At 52.0% G+C, this 13,664-nt stretch carries 10 protein-coding genes; all 10 read right to left on the bottom strand.

The window, feature by feature from the left end:
- Positions 1–8: 8 nt before the first annotated feature.
- Positions 9–1,862, bottom strand: coding sequence for an asparagine synthase (glutamine-hydrolyzing) (gene asnB / locus F7231_RS21660; RefSeq protein WP_166693495.1), 1,854 nt, complete (start codon positions 1,860–1,862; stop codon positions 9–11).
- Positions 1,850–3,004 (bottom strand): glycosyltransferase, encoded by a 1,155-nt coding sequence (locus F7231_RS21655; protein WP_166693494.1) that lies wholly within the window; start codon positions 3,002–3,004, stop codon positions 1,850–1,852. Before F7231_RS21655 ends, asnB begins: the two co-directional genes overlap by 13 nt.
- A 6-nt stretch (positions 3,005–3,010) precedes the next feature.
- The gene (locus tag F7231_RS21650; RefSeq protein ID WP_166693493.1) at positions 3,011–4,021 is read right to left on the bottom strand and encodes a glycosyltransferase family 4 protein; all 1,011 of its coding nucleotides are present in this window, start codon (positions 4,019–4,021) and stop codon (positions 3,011–3,013) included.
- Positions 4,018–5,283 (bottom strand): MATE family efflux transporter, encoded by a 1,266-nt coding sequence (locus F7231_RS27780; protein WP_166693492.1) that lies wholly within the window; start codon positions 5,281–5,283, stop codon positions 4,018–4,020. Before F7231_RS27780 ends, F7231_RS21650 begins: the two co-directional genes overlap by 4 nt.
- A gap of 24 nt (positions 5,284–5,307) precedes the next feature.
- Entirely contained in the window at positions 5,308–6,312 is a 1,005-nt protein-coding gene (locus F7231_RS21640) for a CgeB family protein (protein ID WP_166693491.1), read from the bottom strand.
- Positions 6,309–7,508, bottom strand: a complete 1,200-nt coding sequence (locus F7231_RS21635) for a glycosyltransferase family 4 protein (RefSeq protein WP_166693490.1) — start codon at positions 7,506–7,508, stop codon at positions 6,309–6,311. Before F7231_RS21635 ends, F7231_RS21640 begins: the two co-directional genes overlap by 4 nt.
- 53 nt (positions 7,509–7,561) lie before the next feature.
- A complete protein-coding gene (locus tag F7231_RS21630) occupies positions 7,562–8,719 on the bottom strand; it encodes a DUF8712 domain-containing protein (protein ID WP_166693489.1) in 1,158 nt (385 codons plus the stop codon).
- A 206-nt stretch (positions 8,720–8,925) separates the two neighbouring features.
- Positions 8,926–11,310 carry a GumC family protein gene (locus F7231_RS21625; RefSeq protein WP_085412741.1) on the bottom strand — a complete coding sequence of 795 codons (2,385 nt, stop codon included), beginning with the start codon at positions 11,308–11,310 and terminating at the stop codon, positions 8,926–8,928.
- 117 nt (positions 11,311–11,427) lie between these two features.
- Positions 11,428–12,267, bottom strand: coding sequence for a polysaccharide biosynthesis/export family protein (locus F7231_RS21620; RefSeq protein WP_085412742.1), 840 nt, complete (start codon positions 12,265–12,267; stop codon positions 11,428–11,430).
- Between the two features lie 27 nt (positions 12,268–12,294).
- Positions 12,295–13,575 (bottom strand): nucleotide sugar dehydrogenase, encoded by a 1,281-nt coding sequence (locus tag F7231_RS21615; protein WP_166693488.1) that lies wholly within the window; start codon positions 13,573–13,575, stop codon positions 12,295–12,297.
- Positions 13,576–13,664 lie beyond the last annotated feature (89 nt).

The following is a 13,664-nucleotide window of genomic DNA, read 5'->3' as shown; positions in this document are numbered from 1 at the left end:
GAAATCGCTTACACGTCGATGTCGTTGCGGTCGAGCCAGTCGTCGAGTACGACCAGCAGCCAGATCTGATTCCAACTGGTACCCGGTTCGCCCCGCAAAAAGTGCTGGTAATGCGTTTGTAGGGTCGCAGTGTCGAAGAGGCCCCGCTGGCTAAGCCGTTGGATTCGTTCGGTACAAAATGCCCGCAGGTCCTGTCGCATCCACTGTGCCCAGGGAAAGCTGAAGCCCATTCGGGAGCGCTTGGCTAATTGGCCGGGCAACAAAGGCTGCAGGGCGTCGAGAAGAAGTTGCTTGGGTACGTTCGTTTGCTTGTAGTGATCGGGAACCTGAAGTAAAAACTCAATGAGTGTATAATCGAGCAGGGGTACGCGCAACTCCAGCGCATGGGCCATGCTCATCTGATCGTAGTCGCGCAGGAGCAGCGGCTCGGTATAAGTCAGGAGTTCGTTTACGGTTAGCTGACTCAGTGGTGCCAGTGGCCTTTGACCAGGCTGTGGCAACTGAGCAAACGAATGTTGCGCCAGGGGCGTACCTAAGAGCTGGTTGGCGATTGGCGCCGAAGTCGATTGTCGTAATAATGGAAACAGGTACGCCGGGTCGAGGGAGGGGAGCGAAACAAGGCTGGCTAACTTTTGCGGGTTGGCGCCCGGCAAGGCCCAGAAAAGTAGCTGGTGTCGAACGGCCGTGGGGAGCTTCCAGAGCCAGTTTAGTTGCCTTAACCGGGCGTACCGTTTGAACGTAGAGTACCCTGCAAACACTTCGTCGCCGCCCAAACCGCTTAGTGCTACGGTAATGCCTGCCGCTTTGGCCAGCTTCGAAACCATGTAGGTATTAGGCCCATCGCCGCTGGGCTGGTCCATACTGGCCAGAATACTGGGTAATTCGTCCAGTAGCTGACTGGCCGACAATGGCAATTCGGTATGCCTGGTGTTGAACCGGCGGGCAATGGCCCGGGCATGCACCGACTCGTCGAACTCCGACTCCCGAAAGGTAACGGTGAACGTATTAATCGGCTGTTCGCTCTGTTCGGCCATCAGAGCCACCACCGCACTCGAATCTACCCCCCCCGATAAGAACGCTCCGATTGGTACATCACTGATTAACCGCCGCGCTACCGATTCCTGCAAGAGGTGACGTACCTGTTTTTGAATGGAAGTCTGGTTGTGTAGCAGGGCCGGATCAGCCGCTGTAAGTTCGGTGGGAGTCCAGTAGCAGGTTTCTGCCCATTGATGTGCGGCCAGCAGCCCAAAATGGCCGGGAGGCAACTGCCTTATGCCAGCCACCAGGGTATAGGGTGGTCCCACGGTTTGGTACATGAGGTAGTGAGGCAGTACGCTGGTATTTAACCGACGTGGCACCAGCCCGGTGCTCAGCAGCGCCCGTACCTCCGAGGCAAACACAAATACGTCATTTGTCTGGTAATAGTAGAATGGCTTTTTGCCGAGTCGGTCGCGGGCGGCAAAAAGTTGTTTCGTGTGCCGGTCCCAGATGGCAAAGGCAAACATACCGTTCAGGTGTTGTAAGCAGGCGGTGCCCCACCGCTCGTAGGCCGCCAGAATAACTTCGGTGTCTGAATTTGTCTGAAATGAATAGCCGGTCAGTTGTGCTTTGAGCGACAGGTAGTTATAAATCTCACCGTTGAATGTAATAACGTACCGCTGATTACTCGCTAATAGCGGCTGATTGGCTCCCGACGTAAGGTCGATGATCGATAGCCGCCGATGTCCCAGCGCCACCTGCTCTTCAGCCCAGATACCCTCAAAATCAGGGCCCCGATGCTGTAGCTGGGTGGTCATAAACCGAACCAGTTCCGGGTTGGCTGGCGATTCTGGTCGTGTAATAAGCCCCGCTATTCCGCACATAGTTGCGATGATAAGGTATTGGTTGTCAATGCCTGATAGGTACTTAGCCACCGGTAGCTATTGGTGGTGCTATCAAACTGCTGGCGGGCCAGCGCACTCGCCTGCTGGCGGTATCGACCGTAGGTAGCGGCCGGTAAAGACAAAGATGTATCCAAGGCACGAGCCAACTCGGTTGGGTGGTTAGGTACCCAGAAGCCTGCCTCGTTGGCCGGAAGAATGGCCCAGGGTGTGCCGGTCGAGGCTATTACCGGTGTTCCCTGCGCCAGAGCTTCGACCACCACATTGCCAAAATTTTCGGTATGCGAGGGCAGTATCAGTGCATAGGCTCCTGCCAGCAAGGTCTGTTTGGCCTCGCCCGAAACGGGCGCTTCGAAAGAAACCCGATCGGCCAGCCCCAGGTCGGTAGCTTGTTGGCGAAGGAGGGAACCATAGCCCTCTGTGTCGGCACCCACCAGCCGGAGTTGCCACGGCCCCCGCCCGAAAACAGGCGATAGGGCCAGCGCATCGAGTAACCGATCGAGGGCTTTTATAGGATGCAGCCGGCCCAGGTAGAGCAGGTAGGGAGTTGGTTGCCCGGTGTCTGGCGGGGCAACGCGGGGGGGGAGGTCTATGTAGTTGGGTAACTCAATCAGTCGGGCTGTTGTGCCGAAGCAGGCTTGTACCTGTTTCGTTTCGTCGGGCGATGTGGTGTGGAACGTAACCGCCTGCGTAACCCTGGCGAGCAGGTGGAGCACGGCTCGTTTCAGTATGGGTCGGGTAGCAAGTGCCGCTGGGGCCAGTTCGCCTCGGGGCGACCAGACGACGACCTTACGCTGCCAGATTGCCAGCAGACCTAAAACGAGTGATAGCGGATAGAATAGGCTGGTTAAATGCACAATGTCGGCGGTGGGGAACAGGCGCCAGGCTTGCTGGATTGCGCCCAGGGGCAGGTTGTGGAATCGGCTGGGTACGTACCTGACCCTACCGGCGTCAGAGCTAACCCAGCAGTGCCGTGGTGTGCTGCCGGGCTGATCGGTGGCTGTCGCAACAACCGTCACCCTGACTCCTTCGCGCACCATTGCTTTTGCCAGCCAGTAGACCGAATTGCTTGGCCCGCCCGACTGAGCCGGATAAAACGTACCGATAGGATAAAGTATATGCATGATCGGCTATGTGGCTAGAATCTGGTTGTAGAGTGTACTGTACTGCGTAGCTACCTGATCAATTGTGTATCGGCTGGCGTTTGCGTACCCCGCCCGTAACAACTGCTCGCGGTACAGACCATCGGTTAGAATTCGAAGCAGTCCCTGCCGAATTGAGTCGACCGAAAATGGATCGACCAGACAGGCTGCCTGCCCGGCTACTTCGCTCAACGGCGACAGAGCCGATGTAAGCACCGGCCGTCCAATGGCATTGGCTTCAATAATGGGCATGCCAAATCCCTCATAGGTAGAGGTAAAGGCCACAACATCGCAGCTAAGGTATTCGGCCGCCATCTCTGCCTCAGAAAGGCAGTCCTTTTGCGTGTACTCAATTCCCGACGCTCGAAGCTGTTCTTCCTGACCGGGCGACAGCGTACCCACAATCGTGAGTGTACAGCTCAGTCCGGTCAGCGCTTCAATCAGGCGGGGGAGGTTTTTGTGAGCCGCCGTACCAATCTGTAGTATGGACGGCTTTTGTGCGTTGAAAAGCTTCGGAGATGCCTTGAACCGCGGATTGTAGTGGTTCGGAATAACGGTGACTTTGCTGGCTAGCGCAGCCCCCATGTAATGCAGTATCTCTTGTTTTGATTTCTCTGAAACAGTGGTGATATACCGGGCCCGACGCATTGGCAAAAAATAATAGAGTAGCCATAATACACTGAATCGAATCGGATTACCTGCTTCGCGCTGTCGGTTGAGCGATACGCAGTCGTGGATCGTCAGTATGGTACGAGCCGACGGCAGGGCCAGCATCAGGTAGTGTACATCGCCGGTAATATGGTATAAATCTGACGCTGGCTGGCGGGCAGCAAACCGGAGGTTTTCATACAGGCACGACAGGCTCAGTTCCATTCGGGGCGCATGGGCTTCGGTAATGGTGTGTACTGTTTTGGCTCGTAAATGACCAGCTAGCTGGCTAAATAAGCCTTCTATGCTGTACCCTGCGCCCCGCTTGCGAAATAGGTACGTTAGTTTCATGCAGTAAGTACCCGTTTATATAGGATAAGAGCGACCATAAACTGGAAAGCCATGCTGAGTACCATAGCGTAGGCTGCACCGGCGGTACCAAACCGAGGCAGCAGCAGAAAATTTAAACCCAGGTTGATTGTTGCCGTGCCAATTGAGTTTAGCAGAACGTACTTCGTTTTTTCGAAGGCAAAAAACGTCGATTCAACAAGCTGTGTGCTCGACAGAAACAGGTAGGCCGTGGCAATGAGTGGTACAATGGCAAATGAAGGGCGATACGTACCCGACAGAAACAGGTTGCCGATCGGCTCCTGAAAGCAGAATAGAACAAGCGCAGCACTGCCACCCAGCAACCAGACAAAGCAAAGGCTTTTTTTGAGGTCGGCCGTAGCGACAGCGGGCGACTGACTGGTTCGCCGAAGCGCATACAAGCGCATCGTCAGTTGAGTGACAAACGGGCCCGTCAAAATCATCAGCCGCGACCCCATACTGTACCCGGCAGAATAGTAACCAACTGCAGCCTGGGTCAGCAGCAGACTGATGATGTACTTATCTACGTAATTGATGAGCCAGGCAAAAATCGCCTGTGCGAAGAGCGGCGTAGCATACCGGCGAAAATGAATGCTCGCCGGACGGACGGTCACTGAGCTGGTAACTACCGGTTCGCTAGCCAGCCGGCGCCTATAATAAGCGCTGACAAGCCAGAGTGTGCCGTTTAGCAGGATGGCGCAGCCCCAAAGTGCGGTGGTGGTAACGGGCTGTCCGGTGCTGATGAGCGCAACCAGCAAGAGTAGGTTGATGGCAGGGTTTAGCGCTTGAATCAGGGCCAGCCTATTTATGTACCCGTAGGCTGTAAAATAGCTGCTGTTCATCAGGTACATACCCTGTAGGCAAGTGACGAGCCACATCAAAAGGCCTACAGCCAGCCATTGATGCGTGGCGGCATAGAGGAGTGTACCCGCCAGCGAAACAGCGTAGATAACTGCAAGCATCTTTATATAGAACCGGCGGGCCACGGTCGGATCATACTGCTGCAGGGCAGACATGTAGGTCTGTATAGTTGGCGACACAACGATGCCATGAAGCAGCATTGTTGTAGCCAGTTGCAAATTGAACGCGCCTAGGGTAGCGGGGGTAATAAACAGCGCTGTTACTTTGCCATATGCCACGCCCGTTGCCGCACTGATTCCCTGGGCCCACCACAAAGCGGCAGTACGCTGCCAGATAGAGCTGACAGCAGCAGACAAACGGGACCAGGCAGGAGCGAACGTCACGGAATTACGGGTGAATAGGAGGGATCAGAAAAGGAGCGATAGCAGTTGTTCGGCGCGATGCAGGTACGTGTGTCCTTGCTGCACCCGTTCATAGCCTCGTTGTCGAATTTCGGCCATCAGGGTAGGGGTACGCAGGGCGTTGTCGACAACCACGCACAGGCTTTCGTCGGTATCGAAGTAAAGGGCGTGTTCATCGGGCAGGAAGGTATCGGCCATCTCGGGGCAGGCACTCACAACCTGAAGCCCACGCGCAATCAATATTTCGAAAAAACGCATGTTCGCGGCGGGGTAACCAGTCGCATCAATGAGATTCAGGTTAAGTCGGCTCTGGCCAAACAGTCTGGCGCAGTCGCGACCCCGTAGCGGAGTCAGGTGCAGATGAGGCTTAAGGGCCGGGCTTTTGCTGCGTTGCCAGTTTGTGCCCCAGATGCCCAGCTTGCGCTCGGAAAACTGCGTTGCCAGCACTGCAAGCGCCCGCTCGCGCTCGGGGCGCCAGTCGCCCACAAATGAAAAATCATACCTGAACTCATCACCGGTCGGTTGGTAGCCATGCAGCGAGGGGTCGGCCGCCAGCGGTACCCAATGCGGATTGGTGAAACCCAGCCGCCTAAACATGGGTACAGATGCCTGGCTATACGTTGCCACGCAGTCGTAGAGCGCTGCCGATTCCCGTACGTGTGACTGTAGGCTCGTGAGCGGGTCGGGCCATAGCAGCACAAACAAGCAGGCGTGTACTGATTTAACAAAGGCCAGGGTGCTGAAGGTAATGCGGGCGTTACCAACTACCAGCACCAGATCGGGTTGGGCGGTACGCAGACTAAGGGCAAGGTCACGGTTCAGTTTTTGCCGCCACGCCTCAACGGTGATGTACTGGTTGAAGACCAGGCCCAGCCGCCCAAACCGAACGAAATCGCCGGCGCGTTTTTCGATATCGTAGATAGACACCGCGTGCCCCAATGCTTCGAACGCCCGTTTGTACGACTGTTCCAGGGCCGTTTCGCTGCTGTTACCTACAATACAAATGGTCATGATAAGGTGCGGAAAGCTGATTTTAACGATTCGCCAGTCTGGTGATAACTATACTGGTTTATAAGCGCTAGCGAAGCATCTCCCATCTGTTGTCGCTCGGCGGCGGTCATCGCTAGTATCCGCGAAAGCCGGTCAGTAAGCTGCTCAATATCGCCGCATGGATAGCTATATCCGTTTATGCCTTCGCGAACCAGATCTGCCGCGCAGCCAATGGCGTCGGAGAGCACAAGCGGCAACCGAAAGTTCATAGCTTCGTTGGTCGACAGCCCCCAGGTTTCTTCCTCTGTCGAGCACATTACATAGAGATCGGCAGCCGCGTAGTAGGCGCCAATCTCCGCCTGATTGATAAAGCCCGTTAGAAAGACCGACTTGAGTGCCTGCTCATGAATGTACTGTGTCAGTTCAGCCCGGAGGTATCCGTCGCCAACTAGTACAAGCGTAATGTTGGGCCGGTGAAGGCTGGCGAAGGCCCGCAACAAGTCCATTGGCCGTTTCTTGGCGATATACTTCCCTGCCGACAGAATCACCAGGCCGTCGGCCGGGAGCTTCAACCGGGTACGTATGTCGCTCTTAGACGTTGCCAATGACGCTACGTAGTGTTGAAACCGATCGTTGTCGACCGCGTACGGACAGAAAAGTAGCTTAGCTGACTTCACGCCCATTCCCTGATAAAACAGCCTATTCTGCTGCCCGATATAGAGGAAATAATTGATTAACGGAAATAAACCACGGCTCAACAGGCGTTTCCGCAGTTGTTGGCGCCAGCCCGATTTGCGCTGTTCCAGTTTCTGAGGGCTTTCGCCGCGCAGACAGACCGTGTGGCCAGATAGTCTGGCAAAGCTGATTGCGATCCAGCAGAGCGCGTAAGCCCAGCCGTGCACAATGACAATGCTTTTTCTGGGTGCTCGCCATATGTGCAGTAGTACAGATAGATTCAACAGGCCCCAGAATCCGTAAATTGATGGAGAAGGTGACTGGTTCGATAAAAATTTGTGTGTATACCCATCCAGCAACGGAATATTCCATTGTACAGCCTGCCCAAATTGTTTGTCTGTCTCCCCCGAAAGACCGTGTCTGGAGCCGTACAATACAGTTACAGAAAAGGCAGGGTCAGCTGCTAAATGCCGATAGAGCGGCGCAAAATATTGAATGGGGTGTGAGTTGATAATCAGCAGCGGAATTGATTGGTCACTCATGCTGAATCGGTTAAGGAAATGGTGTGTTTAGAAAGCAATTAACTGAGTTGATACTAGAGTTGAATAGAGAGCCGTTTAGTTGTATTCCAGAAGATAAAAATAAACGTAGCCATCGTCGCAAAACTTCCCCAAATGGTAAGCACATCGGTTTCAAGAGTAAGGCATCCAACGAACAAACAAGGTAGCCACAATAAGATGGATGGTTTTTTTTCGGCGAGCCTACAGATTTTGTGAAAACAAAAATTAAATAGTAAGCCAAAGAAAAACATAAATAGAATCCCGCCAACCCGACCAAAGTTGACGTAGGCTTCGCCGAAGGGCGAAATATTGGAGCTACTTGTGCTGGAATGAATAAACCGTGTAAAGCGCTCAATATTAGAAGCACCGCCTGTTATTGGCTTGCCATTCCAGATAAATCGGGGAATAAACGGATACACAAAATAGAGCAAAATTTCTCCGTTGGCATGCGGTACAACGCGCGGTACGTAATTCATGGTTTCTGAAATTAGCCGGCCCTGATTCATGCGGTTATAAGTTGAATAAAGGTGGTCGCTGCCGAACAAAAAATCTGTATTGCTAAGCCGGTTAACGGTCAAATCAAGCAGTAAAGATGGGTCGGCACGCCGTTCTGTGAATGACGTACCCCACGTTTTCATGCGGTACTCCATTTTGATAGATTGAACCACAAGGACAAATAGCCCGCCCAGTGCGAGAAGCCCCAGTTTGTAGCCAAAAAAAATCCCGTTTTTGCGACTTACAAGTACGATACAGAAGTAGAGGGTGACAAAATAAAGCAGGGTGCCAAACATGCCTTCGCGCACCGTATTGTACACCAAAACGCCGATGGCTATGACCAGCGAGATGGTTTTTAGTTTTCCGCCTGTGTAATGGCTGTAGAGTACAGCGGTGTATAAGCAGGCTGCAAATAAATAAACGACAGCTTTTATTTCTACAGGCATGTAGTCGAATAAAACGCTGCCGATAACGCCCAGCGCAAGCAGGACTGGAACCGCTTTTTGCTTGTCAGTCAGGTACTCACCCAACTGTTCGAGTAGGTCTTTATGGGGTGTTACTGAATGAAGGCGTAGTAACAAGCCAGTACTAAATGCCAGAGTGGCCGGTAAGGCATAACTCAGATACTCTTCCGACGATAATAACATATCTTCAGGATGTATCTGAAACGCCATTACCGGAGAAAAAACAATGGTCATCCAACAGATCAGTACAATTAGTTCGCGAATGGCAATGCTACGCCCTAACTCATAAAGAAACAGGAGCAACGCGAAAAGCGAAAAACTGAATGACGCCGCTTCCCAGGGATTCAGGTTAGTAGAAAACAAAAGCAAAGCCAATAAGGCAGAACTGATGAGCGCGAAGCGGACGTAGACCGTATTCATAACTGAAATTGTATGGTCGATTACCTGTTTTTTCCAGTCCAGAAGGTGAAGCCAAATCCCTTTTTAGTCACTTTTCTAGGGCTGATGGGTTCGCTCTCGCCGTACGTTGATCGGTACGTGTAGCCGTAGCCCGAATCATAGCCATAGCCGTAGTTATACTCATAATCCTTCTGCATATCAATGCCATTAATGACCAGACACATTGTCGGGAATCGCTTTTCCTGATAAAGCGTTTCGATATTTTTCAGGAAGCCTTTACCGGTGTAAAGGTGGCGGACAATGTAGAGCGTCATGGTAGCGTATTTGGCCAGAATGTTGGCATCCGTAACCAATCCCACTGGCGGCGTATCTACGATGATTACATCAAAATGCTCATGCAGATTTTCGAATAAATACTGCATTTTAGTGCCGCTGAGCAGTTCCGAGGGGTTGGGCGGCACAACGCCACAGGGAATAAAAAAGAAGTTCTCGTAGCCCGTTACCGGCTTAATAATTTCGTCGAGGGTAGCCTGTCCTGATAGGTAGCCAGATAACCCCTGAGAGCTTGTTTGATTGATGTAGCGGTGCAGCTTAGGCTTGCGCATATCCAATTCGAGCATCACTACTTTCTTGTCGGTAATGGCAAGGCTAGCCGCCAGGTTGAGCGAAATAAAGGATTTGCCTTCGCCGCTGATGCTGGAAGTGACCAGGATAGTTTGCTTGCTGTCGCCGTCGGGATTGAAGAACTGAATGTTGGTGCGTAGCGCCCGAATTTGCTCCGACATGAGCGACCGGCTTTGGGAGGTAACCTCGAGCGGCGACTCCTTATTGTCTGACTGAATAACTTCGCCGATGATCGGCGTATGGGTTGCCGCCTCGATTTGTGTTTTGCGGCTCACTTTGTTGTTGAAATAATCAATAAGCCAGAGAACCAGTATGGGAAGCAGTAACCCAACCAGCAAAGCCACCAAATAATAGTTACGTTTTACTGGTTTAACGGGCGTAGGATCGGCTTTGGCATCGTCGATCACACGCAGGTCAGAGATAGTTGACGCAAACGACATGGCGGTTTCCTCACGTTTTTGCAGCAGGTACGTATATAGATTGCTCTTGATGCTGGCCTGTCGTGAGATCTCAAGTAATTGTCTTTCTTTTTCCGGAATGGTCCTGAGAGTCGACTCGATTCGCTTATTTGTGGTTTGAAGGCTATTTTGGGTGGTCTGTAAGATCCGACGCAGCGTCTGTACATTGTCTGCGATATTGCGCTTGGTACTCCTGATCTGGTCATCGATGGTTTCGATAGGAATCGACTTGTCAGGAACGGTACGAATCAATTTCTCTCGCTGTCCTTCGAGCTCCAGCAAGTTGGCAATAAGGGCGCTTAGTGTAGGGCTTTCCAGACCAATTGTTGACGGAGATACGACCCGGGTATCGCCTCGGCTGGCGAGGTATGCCTCTATTTCGCGCAACGTACCCAGCTGTATAGCCACCTGGTTCAGTTGCGCGTCATTTTCTTTTACTTTATCGAGAAACAGCGTTGACTCGGCACTAAGGTCAACAATGCCGGAACTGGTTTTGTATCGTTGAATTGAGCCCTCAACCGCCGTTAACTCATTTGAGATAATGCCCAGCCGATCCTCAACAAAGCGAAGTGTATTGGCTGCCACCCTATTTTTGTCCTGTAACGATGACAATTCGTAGAAATAAATCAGGCGGTTTAGGTACAGTTCTGCCCGGTCAGGGGCGGTGTCTTCCATCGTCAAAAACAATACCGCCGCCGCTTTATTGGGTTGGGCTACGCGCAAGCGCTTCACAAACGATTTGACCACGTTGTCATGGTGTTCCATCGTAATGGTAATCTCGCGGTGCTGCTTTGTAACGCTGTCACGTTTGGTAATTAGTACCAGCCCAAGTGGTGATTGAGTAGGTTTACCAAAGGGGCAAATAACGCCTTCAATGATAGCTTTGCCGGGGGCAACATTTACCTTGAATGGGATATCAAATGATGTCTCAGTGGGTTTGAGCACCTTAACAACAATGGGGGCATCGCGGTGAATGTCGCGTATCCGCCACCGGTCGCGGTACGAGTACACCATGTCGAGCCCCAGGTCGCGAACTACTTTATCGGCTAGTTTATATGACTTCAGTACCTCGATTTCATTGTCGACTTGCTTTCGGGAGCCGAACATGTCGAGTTCTTCCATGAGCGCCTGCTTGGATGAACTTCCCATTTCGTCTTCCTCTTTGATGAGGATGCTCGCCTGGGCACTGAATGAATGTTTCAGGGTGGTCAGGTAGCTGAACATGCCTACCAGACTCATAACCAGGGCTAGTGCAAACCAGTACCAGTTGCGGAGGTACTTCGTTGCCAGAAACTTGATGTATTCCTGCCCAAACTGGTTTTCTGTTTCTCCAATCGCTGTCATGAGCTTTCGTAACGTATCGTGCGGTGCGGTATATACTGCAAGATGCGAACAAAAGTGATAGGTATAAATAATTGGTTACCTACCCGCTCATGACATCGGGTAGGTAACCAGTCTACATTACCGTACCAGGTTCAATACAACGGTCGCCAGCAGGGTTATACCGCTGAGGACAGCTGGAATATAAGGGAGGGTGCGGCTAGCCTGCACCTTCTTGCTACTCTTTGGTTCTACGTAAATTACGTCATTTGGCTTCAGGTAATAACCCGCAGACGTAAAAGTGTTGCGCTGGGTTAAGTCGACCCGGATAAACTCACGCTGGCCATTCGATTCCCGGATGATCATCACGTTGTCACGTTTGCCATACACAGTTAGGTCACCCGCCAGACTAATGGCTTCAGTTAGGGTAATTTTCTCGTTTTGTACGGTGTAGACAGACGGCCGGTTCACTTCGCCCATTACTGATATTTTGAAATTCAGTAGCCTGGCCGAGACGAAAGGCTCGCGCAGGTACTGGCGGAGGGTATCCCGGAGCATGACTTCCAGGTCAGACAGCGTTTTGCCGGCAACTCGCACCGTTCCCAGTTTTGGGAAATTAATGGTGCCAGCTTCGCTCACGCGGTAACCAATGGGCAGGTTGTTATTCTCCTGGGTATTATTGGCGCCAGATGCCAGCGTGAAACCAGTACGGGCGAAGGGATTAAAGGCCAAATCGGCGTCGGCATTCAAACTGGATACGGCAATGGCCAGAATATCGCCTGCCTGGAGCCGATAAATATATGGGCCGGGAGCCGATGCGGAACCGGTACCGATGCGCATAGCCGTGTCGGCAGTGGAGATGTCCTGAAAATAAGTAATATCGTCGCGCCGTTTTTTTGATTGGGCGGTAGCAGATTCCATCATGCCCAACAGCAGGAGGGCGCTCAATAACCAGAAAGCAGGTGTTTTTTTAAGCATCATAATTAATTGAAGTTGAGTAAATTAAAGTCAGATCCGCATAGACACTATAGCTCGGTCAAGTACAGATTTTAAGTCGTAAATAACAGCGTTGTCATGACGGCGCAGCGAACGAATATCCAGTTGCTTGAATGCCTCGTGCGCCACGGCGAGTACAATGCCATCGTAAACCCCCACCGGACTCTCAGCAAGCGTAACGCCGTATTCCGTTGCTACATCATCTGGGTTAGCCCAGGGGTCATAAATTGTAACCTCAATGCCGAAGCCAACCAGTTCGTGGTAGATATCAACAACCTTGGTGTTACGAACGTCAGAGCAGTTTTCTTTAAAGGTGATGCCCAAGAGCAGGACACTAGCCCCCGAGATTGGGTTGCCCGCTTTAATCATTGCCTTTACCAACTTGTTGGCCACGTAAATCGGCATATCATCGTTTACGCGTCGTCCTGACAGGATCACCTGTGGATGATAACCAACACTTTGTGCTTTGTGGGCCAGATAATACGGGTCAACACTAATGCAGTGGCCACCGACCAACCCCGGTTTGAATTTCAGGAAATTCCATTTAGTGCCGGCTGCTTCCAGCACGTCCATCGTGTCAATGTTCAACCGATCGAAGATGAGAGCCAGCTCGTTGACGAACGAAATATTGATGTCGCGCTGGGCATTTTCGATGGCTTTGGCTGCTTCGGCCACTTTCATTGAGGGGGCCAGGTACGTACCCGCCCTAATGATGGATTTGTATAACTGGTCGACAAACTGCGCTGTTTCGGGAGTGGATCCAGACGTTACTTTCAGGATATCGACCAGCGTCCGCTCCCGGTCACCGGGACTGATTCGTTCGGGCGAATACCCACAGAAGAAATCGATATTGTACCGAAGCTGACTGGTTTTTTCCAGGGCAGGCACGCACTTCTCTTCCGTACAGCCCGGGTACACCGTTGATTCGTAAATAACCACGTCACCGGGCTTCAGGTACGTACCTGTTAACCGTGTTGCTGCCAGCAGGGAGGATAAATCCGGGCATTTGTAATCGTCGATCGGCGTAGGCACCGTGATGATAAAGACTGTGCAGCTAGCCAGATCGGCGGGCTGGTTACTAAATAAAACCTGCGGACTAGCTTCAAAAGCTGACGGCGCTATCTCGCGGGTTTGGTCGATCTGTTGGCATAGTTTATCAACCCGGGTCGCGTTGATATCGTACCCAACTGTTGGCCACTTTTTGCCAAACTCAAGGGCAAGGGGTAGGCCTACATACCCCAGACCAATAACACCGATACGTAGTTCACGGGTGAGTGGTGTGGCAAAAGTCATTAACAGAGAACGTGCAGCGAATGAGTTATAATTACCAGTAAAGATAGAACACTACCTGCACATTGGGCAGTTAACCTGTTTAACGGTAC

The organism is Fibrivirga algicola (genome assembly GCF_011742925.1).
Classification (GTDB): Bacteria; Bacteroidota; Bacteroidia; order Cytophagales; family Spirosomataceae; genus Fibrella; species Fibrella algicola.
Note: the sequence above shows the minus strand (reverse complement) of the source record. Positions and strands in the feature narration are given on the sequence as shown.